This window comes from Mycobacterium sp. NGS26 (assembly GCF_059813025.1).
This window is the reverse complement of the sequence record NZ_JCALDU010000001.1, coordinates 882,886-906,732: the sequence shown is the minus strand read 5'-3', so window position 1 is coordinate 906,732 and position 23,847 is coordinate 882,886. Positions and strand designations below refer to the sequence as shown.

Below are 23,847 nucleotides of genomic sequence, written 5' to 3'. Positions count from 1 at the left end.
TCGTCAATTATGCGCGGGTAGCCTGGCGCGCATGACCGTGACATCTAAGACAGCGAGCCGTTCTCGCCGCGGGATCTGCGGGGTGCTCGCCGGGGGACTGCTGACCGCTGTCGCATCGGCGGTGATCGCCCTGCCGGTGGCCGGCGCGGCTCCCCAATGCGATCAGACAGTGGGCAACTCCATCGATTCGTACCTGCAGCGGCATCCCGACCTGCACCAGCAGCTGGAAGCCAAGTCGCGGGCGGAGGGCGGTAACGGCAACGTCATCGACTACCTCAATAGGCATCCGGACGTTCGCCAGCATCTGATCGACCTGTCCCAGCAGTGCGTCCCCTAGCGAGCCGGCCTCGTCCGTCAACGCCGCCGACGACGCGCGCGAACGTTCGCCATTGACGAAAAAGTAGAACACGTTCTAGCGTCTAGTCGTGTTCTCTGATCCCCTCACCGACGCCATCGCCGAGGCCGAGAAACTCGTCGCCGCCGCGCCGCACATCGAGTCCGAAGCCGACCTGCTCGAAGGGCTGCAATACCTGGCCGGGTGCGTCGCGGGCTGCATGCACCTGGCATTCGACTACGAGCGCGACCACCCGTTCCTGCAGTCGGGTACCGGCCCGTTCACCAAGATGGGCCTGGACAACCCCGACACCCTCTACTTCGGCACCCGGGTGCACGCCGAGAAGGACTACGTGGTCACCGGCAGGCGGGGCACCACCACCGACCTGAGCTTTCAGCTGCTCGGCGGCGAATACACCGACGACAACGTGCCGGCCAGCCAGGCCGCGTTCGACGACCGCGAACTCGAGATCGCCCCGGACGGCAGCTTCGAGTGGCGGGTGCGGCCGACCGGCAACGGGCAACTGGTGATCCGTGAGGTCTACGCCGACTGGTCGGCGCAGCGCGGCACGCTGGCCATCTCCAGGCTGGACACCGCCGGCACCGCACCGCCGCCGCTGACCCGCCAAACCATCGAAAAGCGTTACGCCACAGCGGGATCCCAGCTCGTCAACCGGGTCAAGACCTGGCTGCAGTTCCCGCAGTGGTTCTACCTCAACATCCCGGTCAACACGATGGTCGCGCCGCGGCTGACCCCGGGCGGCCTGGCCACCCAGTACTCGTCGGCCGGGCATTTCGACCTGACGCCTGAACAGGCGCTGGTGATCACCATCCCCGTCTCCGACGCGCCGTATCTCGGCTTCCAGCTGGGCAGCATGTGGTACATCTCGCTGGACTACATCAACCACCAGACATCGCTGAACAACACTCAGGCCCAAGCGGATCCGGACGGCAAGGTCCGCATCGTCGTCGCCGACCGGAACCCGGGGGTGACCAACTGGGTCGAGACCCTCGGCCACCGGCGCGGCTTTCTGCAGTTCCGCTGGCAGCGGGTGTCCCGTCAGCTCACCGAGGCCGACGGGCCCGCCGTCGAGCTGGTGGACTTCGACGCGGTGCCGGCCGCGCTGCCGTATTTCGAGTACAACAAGATCTCGGAGGAACAGTGGCGCGAACGAATCGCGTTGCGGCAAAGCCAAATCGCGGCCAGGATGCTGGGGTGACGATGACGGGGATGCTCAAGCGGAAAGTGGTGGTCATCAGCGGGGTCGGGCCGGGGCTCGGCACCACGCTGGCGCACCGGTGCGCGCGCGACGGCGCCGACCTGGTGCTGGCGGCCCGCTCCCTGGACCGGCTGGAGGCCGTCGCCAAGGAGATCGCCGACACCGGGCGCAAGGCGCTGCCCGTGCGCACCGACATCACCGACGACGACGACGTGAACAACCTCGTCGAGGCCACCATGGATGCCTACGGCAAGGTCGACGTGCTGATCAACAACGCGTTCCGGGTGCCGTCGATGAAGCCGTTGGCGGGCACCACGTTTCAGCACATCCGTGACGCGATCGAGCTCAGCGCGCTGGGTGCGTTGCGGCTGATCCAGGCCTTCACGCCGGCGCTGGAAGAGGCGGGCGGATCGGTCGTGAACGTCAACTCCATGGTGCTGCGCCACTCGCAGGCGAAATACGGCGCCTACAAGATGGCCAAGTCCGCCCTGCTGTCGATGTCGCATTCGCTGGCGACCGAGCTGGGCGAGAAGGGCATTCGCGTCAATTCCGTTGCGCCCGGCTACATCTGGGGCGACACGCTGCAATCCTACTTCGAGCATCAGGCCGGCAAGTACGGAACGACGGTGGATCAGATCTATGCGGCCACCGCGGCGAACTCGGATCTCAAGCGGCTCCCCACCGAGGACGAGGTGGCCTCGGCGATCCTGTTCATGGCCAGCGACCTGTCCAGCGGCATCACCGGGCAGACCCTGGACGTCAATTGCGGGGAGTACCACAACTGATGTCAGACCGGACCGACATCGGCACCGTCGACGAGCTGCACGCATCGGCCACCAAGCTGACCGGCCTGGACGACTTCGGCGCCAACGACGACAACTACCTCGAGGCGCTCGAGGTGTTGCTGGACTCGTATCGCCGTGAGGCGGGCCTGACGGTGTTGGGCAGCAAGATGAACCGGTTCTTCCTGCGCGGCGCGCTGGTGGCCAGGCTGCTGTCCGAATCCGCGTGGCAGCAATACCCGCAGCACGCCGACGTCGCCATCGAACGGCCGATCTTCGTCACCGGGCTGGTCCGCACCGGCACCACAGCGCTGCACCGGCTGCTCGGCGCCGACCCCGCGCATCAGGGCCTGCACATGTGGCTGGCCGAGTTCCCGCAGCCGCGCCCGCCGCGCGAAACGTGGGAGTCAAATCCGTTGTACCGCCGGCTCGATGAGCAGTTCACCCGGCATCACGAGGAGAACCCCGGCTACACCGGCCTGCACTTCATGGCCGCGTACGAGCTGGAGGAGTGCTGGCAGCTGTTGCGGCAATCGCTGCATTCGGTGTCCTACGAAACCCTCGCGCACCTACCGAGTTACGCGCAGTGGCTGTCGCGGCAGGACTGGACGCCGTCGTATCAGCGGCACCGCCGCAACCTGCAGCTGATCGGGCTCAACGACGCCGACAAGCGTTGGGTGCTGAAGAATCCCAGCCATCTCTTCGCGCTGGACGCGTTGATGAAGACCTATCCCGACGCGCTGGTGATCCAGACCCACCGGCCGGTCGAGACGATCATGGCGTCGATGTGCTCGCTCGCCCAGCACACCGCCGAGGGCTGGTCGACGACGTTCGTCGGCGCCCAGATCGGCGCCGACGCAATGGAAACCTGGTCCCGCGGCCTGGAGCGGTTCAACACCGCGCGCGCCAAGTACGATCCGGCCCAGTTCTACGACGTCGACTACCGCGACCTGATCGGCGATCCGCTGGGCACCGTGGCCGACATCTACCGGCACTTCGGCCTGACGCTGACCGACGAGGCGCGGGCGGCGATGGAAAAGAGCCATGCCGAAAGCCGGTCCGGCGAGCGCGCGCCCAAACACACGTATTCACTTGCCGATTACGGGCTGACGGTGGAAACGGTCAAGGAGCGGTTCGCGGGGCTGTAGGGCGATTGACTCAGTCGTCGTCTGGCGGCGGATCCAGATAGCCCTCCGCGACCGCGTGCTCGATGCTGTCGCTCAACTTCGGGCAGGACCGGGTGCGCGCCGGATCCCCGCCGGACGCACGCACCTCGGCGAAGTGCGCGCACCGCCGGGACGCCTCGGTGTTCCATTGCACCGCGGTGTGCCCCGGGCCCAGCCGCCTGACGGTCACCGTGACGTGACAGAACCGGCAATCCACCGGCAACAGCCCCGACGTCAGGTAGCGCTCCCGGTCGGCGCGGCTGGCCTCGGCGACCGCGGCGGCGCGCGGCGGGTCGTCGGCGAAATCCCTTGACTTCGACCAGGAGTCGCCGCGACCACCGTCATCGGCGGACCGCTCTTCGTGGTCGTGATGATCGCCGTGCAGCAACAGCATCGACCGGGCGAGTCGATCGACGTCAGGAACTGCCGGCTGATCGTCGGTCATGTCGGTCAGTGTTGTTCGGCGGGAACGTCTTCGGACTCCCTGGCCTTCAGGTTCTCCTGGACCTCGGCGTTCCAATATTCGTTGGCGCGCGTGGTGTCCACCTCGATCTCGAAGCGCTCCACCATTTCCGGTTTGATGTCGGCGACATCGACGTAGAACTGCTCATACCAGCGGCGCAGCTGGTAGACGGCGCCGTCCTCCTCGACCAGCAGCGGGTTGTCGATGCGGGTCTTGTGCTTCCAGATCTCGACGTCCTGCAGGAAGCCCTTGCTGACGCCCTCGGTGAACACCCGCGACAGCTTCTCGGTCATCTCTTCGTCCATGCCCTTGGGCTTTTCGACGATGACGCCCCACTGCAGCACGAACGAATTCTGGGTCACCGGGTAGTGGCAGTTGATCAGGATCGACTCGGCCTTGTAGCCGCCGTAGCTGTTGTGCAGCCAGTTGATCATGAACGAAGGCCCGAAGTAGGACGCCTCGGAATCCAGATGCGCCTCACCGTAAGACGTGCCGAGGTCGTCCACATCCGGCCGGCCCACGTTGTGCAGATACTGCGACGCGATGTGACCCTCGAAGACGTTCTTGAAGTACGTCGGCAACCCGAAATGGATGTAGAAGAAATGCGCCATGTCGGTGACGTTGTCGATGATGTCGCGGCAGTTGGAGCCCTCGATGAGGATGCGGTTCCACCGCCAGTCGGTCCACTCGTCGCTGTGGGCCTCGGGGATCTCGGGGATCCGGACCGCGGGGTCCGGCGGGTTGCCCTCGTGGTCGTGCCAGACGAACAGCAGGCCGCCGCGCACGTCGGTCGTCCACGACCGGGTGCGCGCCGTCTTGGGTGTGCGCTTCGCGTACGGCACCAGCTTGCAGCGCCCGTCGCCGCCCCAGCGCCAATCGTGGAACGGGCAGGCGACCTCGTCGCCCTTGATGGTGCCCTCGGACAGGTCGCCGCCCATGTGCCGGCAGTAGCCGTCCAGGACCTTGAGGTCGCCGTGGGAGTCGGCGAAGACCACCAGCTTGGTGCCGAACGCCTGCACCGCGTGCGGTTTCCCGTCCCTGAAGTCCTTGGCGACGCCCAGGCAGTGCCAGCCACGTGCGTACCTGGTCGGCAAGGCGCCGGGATCGATTTCCCGGATGCCGACCGGTTTGGTGTCGGTACTCACCTGTCACCTCCAACTTGCGAGCCCTCTAACTAGAACACGTTACAGTTTTCCGGTTGGCATGCGCAACGACGCCGGTCCTGGCCATGTGATATTCACGCTGGGGTATATGTAAACGATGCCGCTGTTTTCCTTCGAGGGCCGCTCACCCCGGATCGATCCCACCGCGTTCGTGGCCCCGACGGCCACCCTGATCGGCGACGTCACGGTCGAGGCGGGGGCGTCGGTCTGGTTCAACGCCGTGCTGCGCGGCGACTACGGGCCCATCGTCGTGCGGGAGGGCGCCAACGTGCAGGACGGGTCGGTGCTGCACGCGCCGCCGGGCATCCCGGTCGACATCGGCCCCGGAGCGACCGTCGCGCACATGTGCGTCATTCACGGCGTTCACGTCGGGTCCGAGGCGCTGATCGCCAACCACGCCACGGTTCTCGACGGCGCGGTGATCGGCGCGCGCAGTCTGATCGCCGCGGGGTCGCTGGTGCTCGCCGGCTCCCAGATCCCGGCCGGGATGCTCGCCGTCGGATCGCCGGCCCAGGTGAAGGGGCCGATCGCCGGAACCGGCGCGGAAATGTGGGTCAACCTCAACCCGCAGGCGTATCGCGATCTGGCGCAGCGGCACCTGAAGGGGCTGGAGCCGATCTAGGTCGGTTAGCCCGACACCTTCTTGGTGTTCGCCGCCGCGCGGTCCATCTCCCAATACGCGCGCAGGGCGAGCAGCTTGCCCTCGTCGTCGGCCCTATAGGTGAACACGCCCTCCGCCGTCGTCTGGTAGTCGCCCGTCGTGATGAGGATGTGCCCGACGTTGGCCTCCTCGTTGCCGCACTGATACGTGTCGCGAAAAACGAACTCGATCTTGGTGGTCGGGGCGATGGCCTTGTCCCAGAACGCCGAGATCGCGTCGCGGCCCCGGTGCCCCTTGCCGTCGGGGTCGAAAACCGATGGCCCGATGGGGTCCTCCACGATCGCGTCGTCGGCGAACACCGCCAGCCAGGCCTCCTTGTCCCTGGCGATGACGGCCTCGCGGGAGCGGCGGCCCGCCTCGTGCGCGGGGTTCATCTCAGGCCTTCCCATGCTTGCCGGGCTTGTCGGGCTTGTCGGCACCGACCACCCACATCGAGTAGTACTGCGAGCCGCCACCGTAGGCGTGCCCCAAGGCTTTTCGGGCGCCGGGGACCTGGTGATCGCCGCCCTTGCCCATCACCTGGATCGCCGCCTCGGCGAAGCGGATCAGACCCGACGCGCCGATCGGGTTCGACGACAACACCCCGCCCGACGGGTTCACCGGCAGCCGCCCGCCGATCTTCGTCTCGCCGGCCTCGGTGAGCTTCCAGCCCTCGCCCTCGGGGGCAAACCCGAGATTCTCCAACCACATCGGCTCGAACCACGAGAACGGCACGTAGATCTCGGCCGCGTCGATCTCGTCGATGGGGCTGCTGATGCCGGCCGCCTCCCACAGCGCCGCGGCCGCGTCACGCCCGGCCTGCGGGCTGACCTGGTCGCGCCCGGCGAACTGAAGCGGCTCGGTGCGCAGCGCGGTGGCGTGGATCCACGCCACGGGATGTCCTTGCGCCAGCCGGGATTCGGCGATCTCCTCGTCGCCGATCACCACTGCGCAGGCGCCGTCGGAGGATGGGCAGGTCTCGTCGTAGCGGATCGGGTCCCACAGCATGGGCGACTCCATCACCTTCTCCAGGGTGATGTCGGGCTGGTGCAGGTGCGCCAGCGGGTTGCGGGCCCCGTTGAGCCGGTCCTTGACCGCGACCATGGCGCCGATGTTCGTCGGGGCGCCCGAGCGGCGGATGTACGACCGCACGTGCGGCGCGAAGTAGCCGCCCGCGCCGGCGCCCACCGGCTTGATGAACGGGATCGGAATCGACAACGCCCACATGGCATTCGACTCCGACTGCTTCTCCCACGCCATCGCCAGCACCCGCCGGAACTTGCCGGACTGGACCAGGCTGGCGGCCACCACGCCGGTGGACCCACCCACCGAACCCGCGGTGTGCACCCGGATCAGCGGCTTGCCGGTGGCCCCCATGGCGTCGGCCATGAACAGCTCCGGCATCATGACGCCCTCGAAGAAGTCCGGGGCCTTGCCGACCACGACGGCGTCGATGTCGTCGAACGTCGAACCCGAGTCGGCCAGCGCCCGGTCGATGGCCTCGCGCACCAGGCCGTTCATCGAAACGTCTTGCCGCTTGGCGACATACTTCGTCTGCCCGGTCCCCAGCACCGCGGCGAGGACCGCTCCCGCACCGGCCATCAGTTCTTCCCTTCCATGACCGCGACCAGGTTCTGCTGCAGCGCCGGCCCGCTGGTGGCGTGCGCCAGCACCCGCTCCGCCGACCCGTTCCAGATATGTTGGGCCGCAAACCCGATGCGCTCGAGGCCGGCGACGAACATCGGGTTGGCCGACAGCGCGCCGCCGGACGGGTTGACCTTCGTCGCCCCCGGAATCCGGATCGCTTCCGCAATGATCAGGTGCTGGTGGGTGAAGGGCGCATGGATCTCGGCGACGTCGAGGTTGCGGATGTGCCCGCCGGTGGCCGCCCTGGCCGCCGCCGTGGTCGACGGCGACTCGGTGAGGTCGCGCGCACCCAGCACGGGAGACTCGATGCGATGCTCGATTCCGGTGATCCACGCCGGGTTCTCGCGCAGCTCGCGGGCGCGGTCGTCGGCCGCGAGCACGATCGCGGCGGCCCCGTCGGTGATCGGCGCGATGTCGTGGCGCCGCAACGGGTCCGCGAAGAACGGCCGCTCGAGCAGGTCGTCGAAGTTGATCGGCGGTTCCACGGAGTCCACCCTTTTGGCTTGCGCGAAGGAATCGAAGGCAACCCGGGCCATCTGCTCGAAGTTCCACTTTCCGGTGTCGAGCCCGATGCGGGCCTGCAGCCCCGCGATCGACACCGAATCCGGCCACAGCGGCGCGACGGTGTAGGGATCGGTCTGCCGCGACAGGATACGGCGCAGGTTTCCGGCCGAGGACTTGCCGAAGCCGTACACCAGCGCGGTGTCGACCTCACCGGTCAGGATCTTGATGTAGGCCTCGTACAGGGCCCAGGCCGCGTCCATCTCGACGTGTGATTCGTTGATCGGCGGGACGGCGCCGATCGAGTCGATCGCCGAGATGAACGAAAACGCCCGTCCGGCAAGGTAATCCGAAGATCCCGAACACCAGAAGCCGATGTCGGCCTTGGTGATGCCGAGGTCCTCGTAGAGCTGGGCGAAGCACGGCATCAACATCTCGACGCCGTTGGTGGTGCCGTCGGTGTTGCGGACATGCGGGGCGTGGGCAAAGCCGACGACCGCGACGTTGCGAGCGCTCATTGCAAGTAGGCCCTTTACAGGTGGTGCTTGTAGGTGTCGTAGTCGGCGTCGGGTTCCCCGGTCGGCCGGAAGTACTCGATGTTGTCGATGCCAAAACCCCACTCCTCGCGGGGTTTCCACACCGCCTCGACGCGCATGCCCATCCGCACCTCGTTCGCGTCGACGTCGGCGACCAGATGCAAGAACGGGATGTCGGCACCGTCGAGCAGCACGTAGGCCGCCACGTAGGGCGGCTTGATGCGCTGACCCTTGAACGGGATGTTGATGATCGCGAACGTCGTCACCGTGCCCTTGTCCGGCAGCTCGACGAACTCGGTGGTCGGCTGGCCGGTGGCGGGGTCGGCGCCGTGCGGCGGGAAGTACACCTTGCCGTCCTTGCCCGTGCGCGCCCCCAGCAGCTTGCCCTCGGCGATGGCCCGCAGGTAGGCGCTCTCCTCGTGCGAGGCGGTGTGCTGGATGGTCATCTCGATGGGCGTGACGATCACGGTGACCGGTTCCCGGTCGCCCGCGGGCGGCTCCGGCACGGGCTCGGCTTGGTCGCCCAGGGCGAAGTACGCGATGTCGGTGATCGCGCCGACCGGCTCGTCGACCCAATGCGCGTGCACCCTGGCCCCGGTGCGGATGGCGTCGGCCTCCCCGGCGTCCACCGCGTGGATCAGCGGGGTGTCGGCGCCGTCGAGCCTGATCAGCGCCCACGCGAACGGCCGGTCCAGCGGCTGGCCCTCCAGCGGCTCGGGCTGCCAGGTCCACGACACCACGGTGCCGACGGCCGACACCGGTACCATCTCGCCCAGCGGCTCATAGGTAACCGGGTCATATTCCGGCGGCGGCACATGCACCCGGCCATCCGATCCGCGCGCCCCGAGGATGCGGCGCTCACGCAGTGCGGTGAAGAACTTGCTGAGCGTGGGGCCCACCGAACGGGTGTAGTCGAAGGACAACGTCAGTGGCGCGGAGAGGGGCGGCTCAGGGTGATCGATCAGGGTCGGGCTGCTCGAACTCGCTGTCACGCCTTCGAGTAGAACAGGTTCTAAGAATCGTTTCAACACCGGGTATCGGCTGAAAGGCGAACATCATGAAGCTGGGGTTGCAGCTGGGGTACTGGGGCGCTCAGCCGCCGGACAACGCCGGAGAGCTCGTCGCCGCGGCGGAGGCCGCCGGGTTCGACGCCGTGTTCACCGCCGAGGCGTGGGGATCCGACGCCTACACGCCGCTGGCCTGGTGGGGCTCGTCGACCAGCCGGGTGCGTCTGGGCACGTCGGTGGTCCAGCTGTCCGCGCGCACCCCGACGGCCTGCGCGATGGCCGCCCTGACGCTCGACCACCTGTCCGGCGGCCGGCACATCCTGGGGCTGGGCGTGTCCGGCCCGCAGGTGGTGGAGGGCTGGTACGGCCAGCCGTTTCCCAAGCCGCTGGCGCGCACCCGGGAGTACATCGACATCCTGCGGCAGGTCTGGGCCAGGGAGAAGCCGGTGACCAGCGACGGCCCCCATTACCCGCTGCCGCTGACGGGCTCCGCGACAACCGGACTCGGCAAGCCGCTCAAGCCCATCACCCACCCGCTGCGCGCCGACATCCCGATCATGCTGGGCGCCGAGGGGCCGAAGAACGTCGCGCTGGCCGCCGAGATCTGCGACGGCTGGCTGCCCATCTTCTACACGCCGCGCATGGCCGACATGTACAACGAATGGCTCGACGAGGGGTTCGCGCGGCCCGGCGCCCGCCGCAGCCGGGAGGACTTCGAGGTCTGCGCGACCGCGCAGGTGGTCATCACCGACGACCGGGCGGCGGCGCACGCCGCGATCAAGCCCCACCTGGCCCTCTACATGGGCGGCATGGGCGCGGAGGACACCAACTTCCATGCCGACGTCTACCGCCGGATGGGCTACGCGGACGTGGTCGCGGAGGTCACCAAGCTGTTCCGCAGCAACCAGAAGGACAAGGCCGCCGAGATCATCCCGGACGAACTCGTCGACGACGCCATGATCGTGGGTGACATCGACTACGTGCGTAAGCAGATCGCGGCCTGGGAGGCCGCCGGTGTCACCATGATGGTGGTCTCCGGTCGCACCCCGGAGCAGGTACGCGAGCTGGCCGCCTTGGTCTAGCCGGGTATTGCCAGGGAGTTAGAACACGTTCTAGATTTACCGGATGACAGCCTCGCAGCACACCATCGCCGGCACGGTACTGACCATGCCGGTGCGGATCCGCAAGGCCACCCAGCACATGGCGATGTTCTCGGTGGACGCCGACGCCGCGCAGCACCTGATCGACTACAGCGGCCTGCAGGTCTGCCGGTACCTGCCCGGGCGCGCGATCGTCGTCCTGATGTTGATGCACTACATCGACGGCGACCTGGGCCAGTATCACGAATTCGGGACCAGCGTGATGGTCAACCCGCCCGGGTCGACGGCGAGCGGTCCACGCGCCCTGCAGTCGGCCGGCGCCTTCATCCACCATCTGCCCGTCGACCAGCCGTTCACGCTGGAGGCAGGGACCAAGATCTGGGGCTACCCGAAAGTCATGGCGGACTTCACCGTTCGCGACGGCGGTCGGTTCGGGTTCGATTGCACCGTCGACGGCCAACTGGTGATCGACATGGAATTCCGCCGCGGCCTGCCGTTCCGGCTGACCCCGCGCCACCAGGCGCAGCGCACCTACTCGCACCGCGACGGCATCACCCGCGAGACCTCCTTCGAACACACGCTGGACGGGGTGCGCAACCGGCTTGGGGGAGTGCGCGTCCGGCTGGGCGATCACCCGTATGCGAAAGAGCTGGCGTCGCTGGGCCTTCCGAAGCGCGCGATGCTGTCCAGCTCGGCTGCCAACGTACAGATGACATTCGGTGACGCTCAGGAGATCTCATGACGACAATGACAAGGCCGGACGTCGACCTGACCGACGGCGCGTTCTACGCGGGTGACTCCCATGCCGTCTACCGCTGGATGCGGGAGAACGAGCCGGTCTTCCGGGACCGCAACGGGCTGGCCGCCGCGTCGACGTATCAGGCCGTGATCGAGGCGGAGCGCAACCCCGAGTTGTTCTCGAATGCCGGCGGCATCCGTCCCGACCAGGACGGCGTCGAGATGATGATCGAGATGGACGATCCGCAGCACCTGTTGCGCCGCAAGCTCGTCAACTCCGGCTTCACCCGCAAGCGCGTGAAAGACCAAGAGGCCAAGATCGTTTCGCTGTGCGACACGCTGATCGACGCGGTGTGCGAACGCGGCGAGTGCGACTTCGTGTGGGACCTCGCCGCGCCCCTGCCGATGGCCGTCATCGGCGACATGCTCGGTGTGCGCCCGGAGGAACGCAAGATGTTCCTCAAGTGGTCCGACGATCTGGTCAGCTTCTTGAGCAGCACGGCGGCGCAAGAGGACATGCAGGTCACCATGGATGCCTTCGCCGCCTACAGCGAATACATGATGGGGATGATCGCGGCCCGCAAGGAGCAGCCGACCGACGATCTGGTCAGCGTCCTGGTGCACGCGGAGGTCGAAGGATCGCGGCTGGAGGATCACCAGATCGTCACCGAGGTGCTGCTGCTGCTGATCGGCGGGGACGAGACCACGCGGCACACGCTGTCCGGCGGGACCAGGCAGCTGCTGCTGCACCCCGATCAGCACCGGCGGCTGGTCGCCGACCTCGGCCTGCTGCCCAACGCCATCGAGGAGATGCTGCGCTGGACCACGCCGGTGAAGAACATGGCCCGCACCATCACCGCCGACACCGAGTTCCACGGCACCGCGCTGCACCAGGGCGAGAAGATGATCCTGCTGTTCGAGTCGGCGAACTTCGACGAGAAGGTGTTCAAGGATCCCGAGAGCTTCGACATCGAGCGGTACCCGAACAACCACCTCGCCTTCGGCTTCGGGACACACTTCTGCCTGGGCAACCAACTCGCCCGTTTGGAGCTGTCGATCATGCAGACACGCCTGCTGCAGCGCCTTCCGGATATGCGCCTGGCGTCGGATGCCGAGCTGCCGCTGCGCCCGGCGAACTTCGTGTCGGGCCTGGAGAAGATGCCGGTGGCGTTCACCCCGAGCGCGCCGCTGGGCTAGCCGTCCCTACTGCGCCGAGAGTGAAACTGTTGCGAAAAATCCGCTGCGGATTCGCAACAGTTTCACATTCGACGGTTCCAGGCCGCTGATACCCGAGCGATGATGCCGCCCTCGGTGTCCTCGGCCGTCACCCGAATGTCGATCCAGCCGAGGTCGGTCAGTGCTTCCGCACGCCAGATGTCGTGGTTGAACCGCCTTCGATCCATCCAATGGTGGTCGCCTTCGTAGTCGACGCCCAACTTGATCTGCTCCCAACCCATGTCGACGACGGCGACCAGCTGGCCGTATCCGTCGTAGACCGGGATCTGGGTCTGCGGCGGCGGGAAGCCCGCGCGGATCAGCAACAGCCGCAGCCATGTCTCGCGTGGTGATTCGGCGCCCGGGTCGACGAGCGGCAGCGCGACGCGGGCACGCCGAATGCCGCGGCGACCCTTGTACCGCTCGGCGAGCAGCTCGACGTCGGCCATCTTGAGGTGTGTTGCGCGGGCAAGCGAATCGATGGCGGCAACCGCCTCACCGGTCGGGTGGCGGCAGGCCAGGTCGAGGGCGGTCCGCGCCGGCGTTGTCACCGGCATGCCGTGGAGCAACGCGATCTCGTCGCCTTCTATGCGGTCGGACCAGATTCGGATTGTCGGCGGAGCGTGGCGATTGTCGTAGATGATCTCCGCAGGGCGATGGGCGTCGACCCATTTGGCGCCGTGCAATGCCGAAGCGGAGCGGCCGGCCAGCACGCCTCGTCGCTGAGACCACAACCATGCCGCCTTCGCCCGGACCACCGCGGTGACGTCGGCGTCACGCGGAATGAAGACATCGCGATGGATGGCAACGTATCGGCTGCGCAATGCATATGGCGTCACACGACCGGATGCGACGGCCTCGCTACCGACAAATGGCGCGCCCATGCGCGGGAGTGTGCCCGACGCGACTGACACATCGGCGAAAGTGAAGCTGTTGCGAAAAAGGCGCCCGAAAACCGCAACAGTTTCACGCTCGGCGCAGGGGGGAAGGGTCCGGCGCGAGAGGGACCGGGCGCGTCAGCGGTTCTTGAATTGGGGCTTGCGCTTCTCGGCGAACGCGCGGGGGCCCTCCTTGGCGTCGTCGGACAGGAACACCTTGATGCCGATCTGGGTGTCGATCTTGAACGCGTCGTTCTCGTTCAGTCCCTCGGTCTCGCGGATCGCCCGCAGGATCGCCTGCACGGCCAACGGCCCGTTCGCCGCGATGACGTCCGCGATCTCCAGGGCCTTCGTCATCGCCTGGCCGTCGGGGACGACGTACCCGATCAGGCCCATCTCCTTGGCCTCGGCGGCGGTGATGTGGCGGCCGGTCAGCAGCAGGTCGCACGCGACCGTGTAGGGGATCTGCCGCACCAGGCGCACGGCCGAGCCGCCCATCGGGTACAGGCTCCACCTGGCCTCCGAGATGCCGAACTTGGCGCTCTCGCCGGCGACCCGGATGTCGGTCCCCTGCAGGATCTCGGTGCCCCCGGCGATCGCGGGGCCCTCGACGGCGGCGATCAGCGGTTTGGTCAGCCGGCGCCCCTTCAGCAGGGCGTCGATGCGCGAAGGGTCGTAGCTACCGTCCCTAAAAGATTCACCAGGGGGCCGTTTCGTTGCTGTCTTGAGGTCCATGCCCGCGCAGAAGTAGCCCCCGGCCCCGGCCAGGATGCAGCACCGGATGTCGTCGTCGTTGTCGACGCGATCCCAGGCCTGCACCATGATTTCCATCATTTCGGTGCTCAGCGCGTTGCGGGCGTGCGGCCTGTTCAGCGTGACGATCAGGGTGTGACCGCGCTGCTCGACCAGCGCGTCGGGTTGGTTTTCGGGTTCGCTCACAGTCCCCGCCTTCCTTGCTGAGCTTGTCAAGAAATGTAACACGTTCTAGTTTGGGTCCGTGGCCCTGAATATTGCCGACCTCGCCGAGCACGCCATCGACGCTGTGCCCGACCGTGTCGCCCTCATCTGCGGCGACGAGAAGCTGACCTACGCCCAGTTGGAGGAGAAGGCCAACCGCCTCGCGCATTACCTGCTGGATCGGGGCGTCAAGAAGGACGACAAGGTCGGGCTGTACTGCCGCAACCGCAACGAGATCGTCATCGCGATGCTCGGCATCGTGAAGGCGGGCGCCATCCTGGTCAACGTCAACTACCGCTACGTCGAGGGCGAGCTGCGCTACCTGTTCGACAACTCCGACATGGTCGCGCTCGTCCACGAGCGCCAATACTCCGACCGCGTCGCCAACGTGCTGCCGGACACCCCCAACGTCAAGACGATCCTCGTCGTCGAGGACGGCTCCGACAACGACTACCAGCGCTACGGCGGCGTCGAGTTCTACTCCGCGATCGCGCAGGGCTCGCCCGAACGCGACTTCGGCGAGCGCAGCCCCGACGACATCTACCTGCTCTACACCGGCGGCACCACCGGGTTCCCGAAGGGCGTGATGTGGCGCCACGAGGACATCTACCGGGTGCTGTTCGGTGGAACCGACTTCGCCACAGGCGAATTCGTCAAGGACGAGTACGACCTGGCCAAGGCCGCCACCGAGAACCCGCCGATGATCCGGTACCCGATTCCGCCGATGATCCACGGCGCCACCCAATCCTCCACCTGGATGTCGCTCTTCGCCGGCCAAACCACCGTTCTCGCACCGGAATTCAACGCCGAAGAGGTGTGGCGCACGATCCACGAACACAAGGTGAACCTGCTGTTCTTCACCGGTGACGCCATGGCCCGGCCGCTGCTCGACGCGCTGCTGGCCCACCCGGACGAGTACGACCTGTCGTCGCTGTTCCTGCTGGCCAGCACCGCGGCGCTGTTCTCGCCGAGCATCAAGGAGAAGCTGCTGGAGCTGCTGCCCAACCGGGTCATCACCGATTCCATCGGCTCGTCGGAGACCGGCTTCGGGGGCACCAGCATCGTCACCAAGGACGCGCCGCACAGCAGCGGCCCGCGGGTGACGATCGATCACCGCACCGTCGTCCTCGACGAGGACGGCAACGAGGTCAAGCCCGGCTCGGGGGTGCGCGGCTTCATCGCCAAGAAGGGCAACATCCCGGTCGGCTACTACAAGGACGAGAAGAAGACCGCGGAGACGTTCCGGACCATCAACGGCGTCCGCTACGCCATCCCGGGCGACTACGCCCAGGTCGAGGAGGACGGCACGGTCACCATGCTGGGCCGCGGCTCGGTGTCCATCAACAGCGGCGGCGAGAAGATCTACCCCGAGGAGGTCGAGGCCGCGCTCAAGGCGCATCCCGACGTCTTCGACGCGCTGGTGGTCGGGGTGCCCGATCCGCGTTACGGCCAGCACGTGGCCGCCGTCGTGCAGGCCCGGCCGGGGGCGCGGCCGACGCTGGCGGAGCTGGACAGCTTCGTGCGCTCCGAGATCGCCGGATACAAAGTGCCGCGCAGCCTTTGGCTCGTCGACGAGGTCAAGCGTTCGCCGGCCGGCAAGCCCGACTACCGCTGGGCCAAGGAACAGACCGAGGCGCGGCCCGCCGACGACGTGCATGCCGCCCACGCGACCGCCTGAGCCGCCGGACGGTGTGACCGACTTCGTCAAGCACCAGCCCGGGGCGCCTGCCGGCTTCTTCGGCTGGGAAGCCGCGGGGTTGCGCTGGCTTTCCAGCGTCGACGGCGGCGTGCCCTGCGCCCGGGTGGTTTCCTTCGATGCGACGAGCCTGACCCTGCGGCGGCTCGATTCGGCGGCCCCGAGCCCGGCGGCGGCGCGCGTGCTCGGCAACCGGCTGGCCGTCACGCACGACGCGGGTGCCGCGGCGTTCGGCGCGGGCCCCGACGGCTGGGACGGGCCGGGGTTCTTCGGGCCGTTGTCGCAGCCGTTGCCGATGTCGCTGCGGCGGCACAACAGCTGGGGCGAGTTCTACGCCGCGGAGCGGCTGGCGCCCATGGCCGAGCGCGCGGCGCCGCGGCTAGAGGCTTCCACGCGCGCCGCGATCGACTCCGTCGCTGCGCGTTGCCGGGCGGGCGATTTCGACGACGACGACCAACCGGCGCGCCTGCACGGCGATCTGTGGAGCGGCAACGTGATGTGGACGCCCGACGGGGTGGTGCTGATCGACCCGGCCGCGCATGCCGGTCACCGCGAGACCGATCTGGCGATGCTCGCGCTGTTCGGCTGCCCGCACCTCGACACCATCCTCGCCGGCTACCAGGAGGTGCGATCGCTGAAACCCGGCTGGCGCAACCGGATTGGGCTGCACCAGCTCTTTCCGCTGCTGGCGCACGTGGTGCTGTTCGGGGGCGGCTACGCACGGCAGACGGAGGCCGCCGCCCGGGCCGCGCTGGCCGCTTGACACCGGGCTAGAGTCAGACCTCGATGACGATCGACGTGTGGATGCAGCATCCGACCGTGCGGTTCCTGCGCAGCGACATGCTGGCCTCGCTGCGGCGCTGGACGGGCGGCTCCATTCCGGACGCCGACATCCCGATCGAGGCGACCATCGCGGCGATGGACGCCGCCGGCGTCGACCTGGGCCTGCTCAGCGCGTGGCGCGGGCCGAACGGTCAGGACCTGGTTTCCAACGACGAGGTGGCCGAGTGGATTCGGTTGCACCCGAACCGGTTTGCGGGGCTGGCCACCGTCGATCTCGACCGCCCGATGGAAGCGATCCGCGAGTTGCGGGGCCGCGTGCGCGACGGCGGATTCGTGGGCCTGCGGGTGGTGCCCTGGCTGTGGAACGCGCCACCCACCGATCGCCGCTACTACCCCCTGTTCGCCGAGTGCGTGGAGCGCGGCGTGCCGTTCTGCACCCAGGTCGGCCACACCGGCCCGCTGCGGCCGTCGGAGACCGGGCGCCCCATCCCCTACATCGACCAGGTCGCCCTCGACTTTCCGGAGCTGGTCATCGTGTGCGGTCACGTCGGCTACCCGTGGACCGAGGAGATGGTCGCGGTCGCCCGCAAACACGAGAACGTGTACATCGACACGTCCGCCTACACGATCAAACGGCTGCCGCAGGAGCTCATCAGGTTCATGAAAACCGGTACGGGACAACGGAAAGTCCTATTCGGCACCAACTACCCGATGATCGCCCCCGCGCACGCCCTGGCCGGCCTGGACGAACTGGGGCTGACCGACGAGGCCCGCCACGATTTCCTGCACGGCAACGCCGAGCGCGTGTTCAGACTGGAGGCACACTCGTGAACGGTGCTCAGGGCCTGATCAACACCCTGGTCGACGGCGGCGTGGACGTGTGTTTCGCCAACCCGGGCACCTCGGAGATGCACTTCGTCGCCGCGCTGGACGCGGTGCCCGGGATGCGCGGTGTGCTGGCCCTCTTCGAGGGTGTCGCCACCGGCGCGGCCGACGGGTACGCCCGCATGGCAGGCCGGCCGGCGGCGGTGCTGCTGCACCTGGGCCCCGGGCTGGGCAACGGCCTGGCCAACCTGCACAACGCCCGCCGGGCCGGGGTGCCGATCGTGGTCGTCGTCGGCGACCACGCCACCTACCACAAGAAGTACGACGCGCCACTGGAATCCGACATCGACGCGCTCGCCGGCACCGTCTCGGGATGGGTGCGCCGCACGGAGGCGGCCGGCGATGTCGCGGCCGACGCCGCCGCCGCGATCGCCGCCAGCCGGTCCGGCCCCTGCGTCGCGACCCTGATCCTGCCCGCGGACGCGTCGTGGTCGGACGGGGCCGAGGTCGCCGAGGTGGCCCCCGCGCCGGCCGCGGGCGTCGACCCTACTCCGGCGCCCGAGGTGCTGCAGGTGCTGCGGTCGGGGGAGCCCACGGTGATCATGGTGGGCGGGGACGCCACCCGCGGCGCCGGGCTGTCCGCGGCCGCGCGGATCGCCGATGCGACGGGGGCGCGCCTGCTGTGCGAGACGTTCCCGACGCGGCTCGAGCGCGGCGCGGGCGTGCCGGCCGTGGACCGGCTCGCGTACTTCGCCGAGGCCGCTACCGCGCAGCTGGACGGCGCCAAGCATCTGGTGCTGGCCGGCGCCCGGTCGCCGGTGTCCTTCTTCGCCTACCCCGGGATGCCCAGCGACCTGGTGCCGGCCGGTTGCGAGGTGCACACGCTGGCCGGGCACACCGGCGCGGCCGCCGCGCTGGCCGCGTTGGCCGACGAGATCGCGCCCGGGACGGTCGCCGCGGTGGCGGCCGCGTCGCGCCCGCAGCTGCCGACCGGGGCGCTGACCGCCGCGTCGGTGGCCGACGTGATCGGTGCGCTGCTGCCCGAGCGGGCCATCGTCGTCGACGAGGCGAACACGTCCGGTGTGCTGCTGCCGCAGGCCACCGCGGGCGCGCCGGCCCACGACTGGTTGACGCTGACCGGCGGGGCGATCGGCTACGGCATCCCAACCGCGGTCGGTGCCGCGGTCGCCGCGCCCGACCGGCCGGTGCTGTGCCTGGAGTCCGACGGGTCGGCCATGTACACGATCTCGGGCCTGTGGACCCAGGCGCGGGAAAACCTCGACGTGACCACCGTCCTCTACGACAACAGCGCCTACGACATCCTGCGGATCGAGCTGGCGCGGGTGGGCGCCGGGTCGGCCCCCGGCCCCCGGGCGCTCGACCTACTCGACTTGTCAAGGCCGACAATGGATTTCGTCAAGATCAGCGAGGGCATGGGAGTTCCCGCCCGCCACGCCACCACCGCGGAAGAGCTCGCCGACGCGCTGCGGGCGGCCTTCGCCGAACCCGGGCCGCACCTGATCGACGCGGTCGTCCCGTCAATAACGCGCTAGCCCGGGAAGCCGGCTCAGCAGCCAGTCGGCCAGGGCGTTGAGAACCTCCACGCCCGTCTCGAACACCCCGTCGGAGACCTCGGCGGCCAGCGCCACGCCCCACTCCCCGGACGGGGTGGGCACGATCCCGAACTGCCGCACCAGGTAGTCACCGTTTACCCCCGGCCCCCAACCACCCTTTGCGGCAAGGCCTTTGGCGGCCAGCCCCCACTGCTGGCCGGCGGTGAGGCGCCGCATCATGTCGACGACGTCGGCCGAATCGGGGATGGACGCCAGCTCGGCGGCGAACCGCGCCTGGCGCTGCAGGGTCCACTCGGTCTGCCCAAATGCGGTGTAACCGCGGCGAAGCCGGCGCGATTCCACCACGGTGGCGGTGTCACCGCCCTCGGCGATGACGCCCTGCACCTGCCGCGCCGCGTCCGCCGGATCACCCAGACCGGACCACAATTGCTCGGACGCGCGGTTGTCGGATTCGGTGATGGCCTTCACGGCCAGGTCCTTGGCGCGCAACCAATCGCTGCGCAGCGCCGCGATCGCCAACGGCACCTTGATCGTCGACCAGGCAACACCGGACCACCACCGGCCCAGCGAATACGTCCGGTCCGGGCGGGCGATCGCGATGCCGACGCTGGCCGGCACCGCGGCGGCAAGCTGGTCGAAACTCGCTTCGAGCGCGAGCTCAAGCGGACGGGACGTCATGTGCCTACCGGCGGATCGGCCACACCGGGTCGCCGCACTCGACGCCCTCCGACGACAACTGCCGCTTGAGCACCTTGAAGGTCACCGTGCGCGGCAGCTGTGCGCAGACCCTCACGTACGACGGCCACTGCTTGGGTCCTAAGTCCGGTTGTTCGGCCAGGAAGGCCCGGAATTTCTCCGGGTCGAACTCGGCGCCGGGCGCCAGCACCAACGCCGCCATCACCTGGTCACCGACGACCGGATCGGGCACCGCATAGACCGCCACCTCGGCCGCATCAGGATAGCGCAGCAACACCCGCTCGATCGGAGCCGCGCCGAGGTTCTCGCCGTCGACCCGCATCCAATCGCCAAGTCTCCCAGCAAAGTAGGCGTAGCCGGCGTCGTCGCGGTAGGCGAGGTCGCCGCTGTGATAGATCCCGCCCGCCATCCGCTCGGCCTCGGCGGCCTCGTCGTTGTAGTAGCCCTCGAAACGGCCCGACCCCGCGGTGTTCACCAGCTCGCCGACCACCCCGACCGGGCACGGCTCGCCGGTGTCGGGGTCCACGATGTCCAGGCCCTCGGTGAGCGGGCCCAGCGCGCCGGGCGGGGTGTCGGGGGTGCGGGCGATCGCCACACCGCCCTCGGTGGAACCGAACCCGTCCTGCACCACACACCCGAACCGGCGGCCGAAGCGCTCGACGTCGGCGGGCACGCCCTCGTTGCCGTACACCGCCCGCAGCGGGTTGTCCGCATCGTCGGGCCGCTCGGGGGTGGCCAGCACATACGACAGCGGCTTGCCCACGTAGTTGGCGTAGGTGGCGCCGTAGCGACGCACATCGGCCAGAAAGTTCGACGCAGAGAACTTGCGCCGCAACGCCATTGACCCCTGGCACGCGGCCGCCACCGCCCAGCCCACCAGCACCGCGTTGGAATGGAACAGCGGCATCGACACGTAGCAGACGTCGTCGCGACCCAGGCCGAATCGCTGCGTCATCGTCACGCCGGCGATCGCGACCTTGCCGTGGCTGCACTTCACCGCCTTCGGGTCACCGCTGGTGCCCGACGTGAAGATCAGCATGAACAGGTCGGCGGCCGACGCGGAGCGAAAACGCACCTCGGCGTCCCGATGCGCGGACACCTCGTCGGCCCAGTCGGCGGAATCGACGTTCAGGTGCTCGATATCGCCCAGCGTGACCGCCGATTTCGTGTCGGCCAGCACCAGCTGGCAGTCGGCCCGGGCGATGTCGCGGGCCAGGGCCTCGCCGCGGCGCACCGGGTTGAGGCCCACCGGGACGATCCCCGACATGCCGGCCGCCACCAGCATCGCCGAGAAGAACGGCGTGTTCTCCAGCAACACGCCGACGTGCGGTGGCCGTGCCGGGTCGAGGCGTTCGCGCAGGGCCGCCGCGATCGTGGCGCCGTGGCGGATGTGGTCGCGCCAGCTGGTGAACGAATCCTCGAAGTAGACGCCGCGGTCGTCGATCTCGGCCAGCGGCACCAGCAGTTCGGTGACCGTGCGGTCGGTTGCGCCGCTAAGCAGGGGTTTCCGCCAGTTCGCGGCCGATGCGACGCAGCTGCCCGGTCGCGCCGCCGAGCGCGAACTCGGTCTCCTTGGCGGCCAGGAAGTAACGATGCACCGGGTGATCGGTGTCCACGCCGACGCCGCCGTGCACGTGCACGATGGTGTGCGCCACCCGATGGCCGGCGTCGGCGGCCCAGAACGCGGCGCTGGCCACGTCGATGTCGGCGGGCAGATCCTCCGAGACCCGCCACGCCGCCTGGGTGAGCGTCAGCCGCAGCCCCTTGACGTCGATGTAGCCGTCGGCCAGCCGCTGCCCGACCGCCTGGAAGCTGCCGATCGGGCGGTCGAACTGCTCGCGGGTGCGCGCGTATTCGGCGGTCATCTGCAATCCCCGCTCGAGCACGCCGAGCTGAAACGCGGTGCGGCCCAGGGTGGCGAGCATCTCGAGCCAGGCCACGGTCTCGGCGCCGCCGACCTTCCGGCCGCCGGCGACCTCGGTCCCGTCCAGCGCCAGGTGGCCCGCGCTGCCCAGGCCCGTGGTCTGCAGCGCGGTCACCGTCACGCCCGGGTCGTCGGCGGCGACCAGGAAAACGGCCGCGCCGGAATCGGTTTGGGCGGGAACCAGGAAGGCGTCCGCGACCGGGCCGAAGCCAACCTGGGTGCGGGTGCCGGTGAGGCGGTAGCCGTCCCCCGCGGGGGCGGCCTGCACTGGCCCCTCACCCATCTCGCCGGCGAGGGCGACGGTGAGGATCTTCTCGCCGGCGACCGCCGGCGCGCCCCAGCCCTGCTGCAATTCCTCGGAGCCGAACCGGGCCAGCGCCCCGGCGCCCAGGACGACCGAGTCCAGGTAGGGCACCGCGGCCAGCTGGTGGCCCAGCGCGACCAGCACGGCCGTTTGCTCGAGCACCCCGAAACCGTCGCCGCCCAGCGACGCCGGCGCCGCGCTGGTCAGGATGTCGGCCTCGATGAGCTTGCGCCACAGCTCGCGGTCGAACCGCTGGTCCAGACCGTCCAGCTCGCGCTGGTGCTCCGGTGTGCACACCGCGTCCACGATGGTGTCGACCAGCCCCGCGAGGTCGTTGGCCGCTTCGGTCGTCCTGAAATCCATGAATGTCGTCCTTAACTCAGCGGCTGGCCCGGGGCAATCCCAGCGCGACCATCCCGATGATGTCGCGCTGCACTTCGTTGGTGCCGCCCCCGAAGGTCAGGATCAGGCACGCCCGGTGCATCCGTTCGACTCGGCCGCGCAACAGCGCGCCCGGCGAGTCCGGACGCAGCGTCGCCGCGGTGCCCAAGACCTCCATCAGCAGCCGGTAGGCCTCGGTGGCCAGCTCGGTGCCGAACACCTTGGCCGCCGACGCGTCGGCCGGCCCCAGCGAGTCGCTGTCCGACGACGCGAGTTCCCAGTTGATCAGCTTGAGCACCTCGGCCTTGGCGTGCACCCGGGCCAGGTTCAGCTGCACCCACTCCGAGTCGATGAGCCGGGCCCCGCCGTCGTCCTTGGTGTGCTGCGCCCACTCGCGGACCTCGCGCAGGGCCACGATGATCGGTTGTGCCGACACCAGGGCGACGCGTTCGTGGTTGAGCTGGTTGGTCACCAGCTTCCAGCCGCCGTTCTCCTCGCCGACCAGATTGGTCACCGGTACGCGCACGTCGGAGTAATAGGTGGCGCTGGTGTCGGGGCCGGCCATGGTGTGCACCGGCGTCCAGGAGAAGCCGTCGGCGGTCGTCGGGACGATCAGCACCGAGATGCCGCGGTGCTTTTTCGCCTCGGTGTTGGTGCGCACCGCCAACCAGACGTAGTCGGCGTACTGGATCAGGCTGGTCCACATCTTCTGGCCGTTGACCACATAATCGTCGCCGTCGCGCACCGCGGTGGTGCGCAGGTTGGCCAGGTCGGTGCCGGCGCCGGGCTCGGAGTAGCCGATCGAGAAGTGCAGGTCGCCCGCGGCGATCTTGGGCAGGAAGAACTTCTTCTGCTCGTCGGTGCCGAACGCCATGATCGTCGGCGCCACGCTGTTGATGGTCAAAAACGGCACCGGGGCGCCGGCGATGGCGGCCTCGTCGGTGAAGATCAGCGAGTCCATCGGGGACCGATCCTGGCCGCCGTACTCCTTGGGCCAGTTCAGGGTGAGCCAGCCGTCCTTGCCCATCTGCGCGACGGTCTCCCGGTAGACGTTGCCGACGCCGATTTCGCCCTGCGTCGAGCTCAGCGCCTCGCGGCGCTCCGGGGTCATCAGCGTGCTGAAGTACGACCGCAGCTCGCGACGCAGCTCCTCCTGTTCAGGGGTGTAACTGATGCGCATTCCAGCCGTCCTCCGGTTAAGCGTCGTCGACCAACGGCCACCCGTTCGTCTCCCCGGTTGTAACACGTTCTAGTCTTGGAATCCAGCGACCGTTTCGCCAGACGTACCGGGGCCCTATGGTGGAGCTACATACCGATA

The 23,847-nt window shown here is 68.5% G+C and carries 24 protein-coding genes; 12 read left to right on the top strand and 12 right to left on the bottom strand.

Translation table 11 applies throughout. From position 1 onward, the window contains the following. Positions 1 to 31 precede the first annotated feature (31 nt). The 4 genes from AC5Y6X_RS04390 to AC5Y6X_RS04375 all read left to right on the top strand — a co-directional run bounded on the left by AC5Y6X_RS04390 (position 32) and on the right by AC5Y6X_RS04375 (position 3,483). On the top strand, positions 32 to 337 hold the full coding sequence (locus tag AC5Y6X_RS04390; RefSeq protein ID WP_499984813.1) for a hypothetical protein: 306 nt from the start codon (positions 32 to 34) through the stop codon (positions 335 to 337). 88 nt (positions 338 to 425) lie between these two features. Continuing rightward, positions 426 to 1,553 (top strand): hypothetical protein, encoded by a 1,128-nt coding sequence (locus AC5Y6X_RS04385; RefSeq protein ID WP_499984810.1) that lies wholly within the window; start codon positions 426 to 428, stop codon positions 1,551 to 1,553. Between the two features lie 2 nt (positions 1,554 to 1,555). Continuing rightward, positions 1,556 to 2,338: an SDR family oxidoreductase gene (locus tag AC5Y6X_RS04380; RefSeq protein ID WP_499985240.1), complete on the top strand. Its 783-nt coding sequence runs from the start codon at positions 1,556 to 1,558 to the stop codon at positions 2,336 to 2,338. Then, complete coding sequence (locus tag AC5Y6X_RS04375; protein WP_499984808.1) at positions 2,338 to 3,483, top strand: sulfotransferase family protein; 1,146 nt, start codon at positions 2,338 to 2,340, stop codon at positions 3,481 to 3,483. The genes AC5Y6X_RS04380 and AC5Y6X_RS04375 overlap by 1 nt, the downstream gene beginning before the upstream one ends. Before the next feature lie 10 nt (positions 3,484 to 3,493). On the opposite strand, the gene AC5Y6X_RS04370 is transcribed toward AC5Y6X_RS04375, so the two are convergent. After that, positions 3,494 to 3,946 carry a hypothetical protein gene (locus tag AC5Y6X_RS04370; RefSeq protein WP_499984806.1) on the bottom strand — a complete coding sequence of 151 codons (453 nt, stop codon included), beginning with the start codon at positions 3,944 to 3,946 and terminating at the stop codon, positions 3,494 to 3,496. 5 nt (positions 3,947 to 3,951) lie between these two features. Beyond that, on the bottom strand, positions 3,952 to 5,109 hold the full coding sequence (locus AC5Y6X_RS04365; RefSeq protein ID WP_324673465.1) for a 3-ketosteroid-9-alpha-monooxygenase, oxygenase component: 1,158 nt from the start codon (positions 5,107 to 5,109) through the stop codon (positions 3,952 to 3,954). 115 nt (positions 5,110 to 5,224) lie between these two features. Here AC5Y6X_RS04365 and AC5Y6X_RS04360 point away from each other — a divergent pair, with 115 nt between their 5' ends. Next, positions 5,225 to 5,749, top strand: a complete 525-nt coding sequence (locus AC5Y6X_RS04360) for a gamma carbonic anhydrase family protein (protein ID WP_499984805.1) — start codon at positions 5,225 to 5,227, stop codon at positions 5,747 to 5,749. A 5-nt stretch (positions 5,750 to 5,754) separates the two neighbouring features. On the opposite strand, the gene AC5Y6X_RS04355 is transcribed toward AC5Y6X_RS04360, so the two are convergent. From AC5Y6X_RS04355 to AC5Y6X_RS04340, 4 genes are read right to left on the bottom strand one after another with little or no spacing between them, the layout of a single operon-like run. Next, positions 5,755 to 6,162, bottom strand: a complete 408-nt coding sequence (locus AC5Y6X_RS04355; RefSeq protein WP_499984804.1) for a nuclear transport factor 2 family protein — start codon at positions 6,160 to 6,162, stop codon at positions 5,755 to 5,757. A gap of 1 nt (position 6,163) precedes the next feature. Further along, positions 6,164 to 7,369 carry a thiolase family protein gene (locus tag AC5Y6X_RS04350; protein WP_499984802.1) on the bottom strand — a complete coding sequence of 402 codons (1,206 nt, stop codon included), beginning with the start codon at positions 7,367 to 7,369 and terminating at the stop codon, positions 6,164 to 6,166. Next, complete coding sequence (locus tag AC5Y6X_RS04345) at positions 7,369 to 8,433, bottom strand: thiolase family protein (RefSeq protein ID WP_499984801.1); 1,065 nt, start codon at positions 8,431 to 8,433, stop codon at positions 7,369 to 7,371. Before AC5Y6X_RS04345 ends, AC5Y6X_RS04350 begins: the two co-directional genes overlap by 1 nt. A gap of 14 nt (positions 8,434 to 8,447) precedes the next feature. Further along, positions 8,448 to 9,443: a Zn-ribbon domain-containing OB-fold protein gene (locus AC5Y6X_RS04340; protein WP_499984800.1), complete on the bottom strand. Its 996-nt coding sequence runs from the start codon at positions 9,441 to 9,443 to the stop codon at positions 8,448 to 8,450. Between the two features lie 65 nt (positions 9,444 to 9,508). Here AC5Y6X_RS04340 and AC5Y6X_RS04335 point away from each other — a divergent pair, with 65 nt between their 5' ends. From AC5Y6X_RS04335 to AC5Y6X_RS04325, 3 genes are read left to right on the top strand one after another with little or no spacing between them, the layout of a single operon-like run. Then, on the top strand, positions 9,509 to 10,540 hold the full coding sequence (locus tag AC5Y6X_RS04335; RefSeq protein ID WP_499984799.1) for an LLM class F420-dependent oxidoreductase: 1,032 nt from the start codon (positions 9,509 to 9,511) through the stop codon (positions 10,538 to 10,540). 43 nt (positions 10,541 to 10,583) lie between these two features. Next, on the top strand, positions 10,584 to 11,300 hold the full coding sequence (locus tag AC5Y6X_RS04330; RefSeq protein WP_499984797.1) for an acetoacetate decarboxylase family protein: 717 nt from the start codon (positions 10,584 to 10,586) through the stop codon (positions 11,298 to 11,300). A 5-nt stretch (positions 11,301 to 11,305) separates the two neighbouring features. Continuing rightward, complete coding sequence (locus tag AC5Y6X_RS04325) at positions 11,306 to 12,493, top strand: cytochrome P450 (RefSeq protein ID WP_499985238.1); 1,188 nt, start codon at positions 11,306 to 11,308, stop codon at positions 12,491 to 12,493. A 62-nt stretch (positions 12,494 to 12,555) separates the two neighbouring features. Here AC5Y6X_RS04325 and AC5Y6X_RS04320 read toward each other — a convergent pair whose 3' ends face one another. Both AC5Y6X_RS04320 and AC5Y6X_RS04315 read right to left on the bottom strand, forming a co-directional pair. Next, positions 12,556 to 13,395, bottom strand: coding sequence for a type IV toxin-antitoxin system AbiEi family antitoxin (locus AC5Y6X_RS04320; protein ID WP_499984795.1), 840 nt, complete (start codon positions 13,393 to 13,395; stop codon positions 12,556 to 12,558). Positions 13,396 to 13,527: 132 nt separating this feature from the next. Further along, positions 13,528 to 14,328 carry a crotonase/enoyl-CoA hydratase family protein gene (locus AC5Y6X_RS04315; RefSeq protein WP_499984793.1) on the bottom strand — a complete coding sequence of 267 codons (801 nt, stop codon included), beginning with the start codon at positions 14,326 to 14,328 and terminating at the stop codon, positions 13,528 to 13,530. Positions 14,329 to 14,386: 58 nt separating this feature from the next. Between AC5Y6X_RS04315 and AC5Y6X_RS04310 the strand changes: the two genes are divergently transcribed. Genes AC5Y6X_RS04310 through AC5Y6X_RS04295 form a run of 4 tightly spaced genes read left to right on the top strand, consistent with a single transcriptional unit; the run spans position 14,387 to position 19,203 of the window. Next, positions 14,387 to 16,024 carry an acyl-CoA synthetase gene (locus tag AC5Y6X_RS04310; RefSeq protein ID WP_499984791.1) on the top strand — a complete coding sequence of 546 codons (1,638 nt, stop codon included), beginning with the start codon at positions 14,387 to 14,389 and terminating at the stop codon, positions 16,022 to 16,024. Between the two features lie 13 nt (positions 16,025 to 16,037). Further along, the gene (locus AC5Y6X_RS04305) at positions 16,038 to 16,805 is read left to right on the top strand and encodes a fructosamine kinase family protein (RefSeq protein WP_499984790.1); all 768 of its coding nucleotides are present in this window, start codon (positions 16,038 to 16,040) and stop codon (positions 16,803 to 16,805) included. Between the two features lie 23 nt (positions 16,806 to 16,828). Beyond that, complete coding sequence (locus AC5Y6X_RS04300) at positions 16,829 to 17,656, top strand: amidohydrolase family protein (RefSeq protein ID WP_499984788.1); 828 nt, start codon at positions 16,829 to 16,831, stop codon at positions 17,654 to 17,656. Then, a complete protein-coding gene (locus AC5Y6X_RS04295; protein ID WP_499984786.1) occupies positions 17,653 to 19,203 on the top strand; it encodes an acetolactate synthase large subunit in 1,551 nt (516 codons plus the stop codon). Before AC5Y6X_RS04300 ends, AC5Y6X_RS04295 begins: the two co-directional genes overlap by 4 nt. Here AC5Y6X_RS04295 and AC5Y6X_RS04290 read toward each other — a convergent pair. From AC5Y6X_RS04290 to AC5Y6X_RS04275, 4 genes are read right to left on the bottom strand one after another with little or no spacing between them, the layout of a single operon-like run. Beyond that, complete coding sequence (locus AC5Y6X_RS04290) at positions 19,189 to 19,902, bottom strand: hypothetical protein (protein WP_499984783.1); 714 nt, start codon at positions 19,900 to 19,902, stop codon at positions 19,189 to 19,191. The two genes, AC5Y6X_RS04295 and AC5Y6X_RS04290, sit on opposite strands and share 15 nt — an antisense overlap. 4 nt (positions 19,903 to 19,906) lie before the next feature. Then, entirely contained in the window at positions 19,907 to 21,421 is a 1,515-nt protein-coding gene (fadD17, locus tag AC5Y6X_RS04285) for a long-chain-fatty-acid--CoA ligase FadD17 (RefSeq protein WP_499985237.1), read from the bottom strand. After that, positions 21,414 to 22,511 (bottom strand): acyl-CoA dehydrogenase family protein, encoded by a 1,098-nt coding sequence (locus AC5Y6X_RS04280; RefSeq protein WP_499984781.1) that lies wholly within the window; start codon positions 22,509 to 22,511, stop codon positions 21,414 to 21,416. Before AC5Y6X_RS04280 ends, fadD17 begins: the two co-directional genes overlap by 8 nt. Before the next feature lie 16 nt (positions 22,512 to 22,527). Continuing rightward, positions 22,528 to 23,709 carry an acyl-CoA dehydrogenase gene (locus AC5Y6X_RS04275; protein ID WP_324673497.1) on the bottom strand — a complete coding sequence of 394 codons (1,182 nt, stop codon included), beginning with the start codon at positions 23,707 to 23,709 and terminating at the stop codon, positions 22,528 to 22,530. Positions 23,710 to 23,847: the final 138 nt, after the last annotated feature.

What these genes read in the sequence shown, in the direction of transcription:
- AC5Y6X_RS04390 (WP_499984813.1), top strand. Translation starts at nt 32, where the DNA reads ATGACCGTGACATCTAAGACAGCGAGCCGTTCTCGCCGCGGGATCTGC.
- AC5Y6X_RS04380 (WP_499985240.1), top strand. Translation starts at nt 1,556, where the DNA reads ATGACGGGGATGCTCAAGCGGAAAGTGGTGGTCATCAGCGGGGTCGGG.
- AC5Y6X_RS04375 (WP_499984808.1), top strand. Translation starts at nt 2,338, where the DNA reads ATGTCAGACCGGACCGACATCGGCACCGTCGACGAGCTGCACGCATCG.
- AC5Y6X_RS04370 (WP_499984806.1), bottom strand. Translation starts at nt 3,946, where the DNA reads ATGACCGACGATCAGCCGGCAGTTCCTGACGTCGATCGACTCGCCCGG.
- AC5Y6X_RS04360 (WP_499984805.1), top strand. Translation starts at nt 5,225, where the DNA reads ATGCCGCTGTTTTCCTTCGAGGGCCGCTCACCCCGGATCGATCCCACC.
- AC5Y6X_RS04355 (WP_499984804.1), bottom strand. Translation starts at nt 6,162, where the DNA reads ATGAACCCCGCGCACGAGGCGGGCCGCCGCTCCCGCGAGGCCGTCATC.
- AC5Y6X_RS04350 (WP_499984802.1), bottom strand. Translation starts at nt 7,369, where the DNA reads ATGGCCGGTGCGGGAGCGGTCCTCGCCGCGGTGCTGGGGACCGGGCAG.
- AC5Y6X_RS04345 (WP_499984801.1), bottom strand. Translation starts at nt 8,433, where the DNA reads ATGAGCGCTCGCAACGTCGCGGTCGTCGGCTTTGCCCACGCCCCGCAT.
- AC5Y6X_RS04335 (WP_499984799.1), top strand. Translation starts at nt 9,509, where the DNA reads ATGAAGCTGGGGTTGCAGCTGGGGTACTGGGGCGCTCAGCCGCCGGAC.
- AC5Y6X_RS04330 (WP_499984797.1), top strand. Translation starts at nt 10,584, where the DNA reads ATGACAGCCTCGCAGCACACCATCGCCGGCACGGTACTGACCATGCCG.
- AC5Y6X_RS04325 (WP_499985238.1), top strand. Translation starts at nt 11,306, where the DNA reads ATGACAAGGCCGGACGTCGACCTGACCGACGGCGCGTTCTACGCGGGT.
- AC5Y6X_RS04320 (WP_499984795.1), bottom strand. Translation starts at nt 13,395, where the DNA reads ATGGGCGCGCCATTTGTCGGTAGCGAGGCCGTCGCATCCGGTCGTGTG.
- AC5Y6X_RS04300 (WP_499984788.1), top strand. Translation starts at nt 16,829, where the DNA reads ATGACGATCGACGTGTGGATGCAGCATCCGACCGTGCGGTTCCTGCGC.
- AC5Y6X_RS04290 (WP_499984783.1), bottom strand. Translation starts at nt 19,902, where the DNA reads ATGACGTCCCGTCCGCTTGAGCTCGCGCTCGAAGCGAGTTTCGACCAG.
- AC5Y6X_RS04280 (WP_499984781.1), bottom strand. Translation starts at nt 22,511, where the DNA reads ATGGATTTCAGGACGACCGAAGCGGCCAACGACCTCGCGGGGCTGGTC.
- AC5Y6X_RS04275 (WP_324673497.1), bottom strand. Translation starts at nt 23,709, where the DNA reads ATGCGCATCAGTTACACCCCTGAACAGGAGGAGCTGCGTCGCGAGCTG.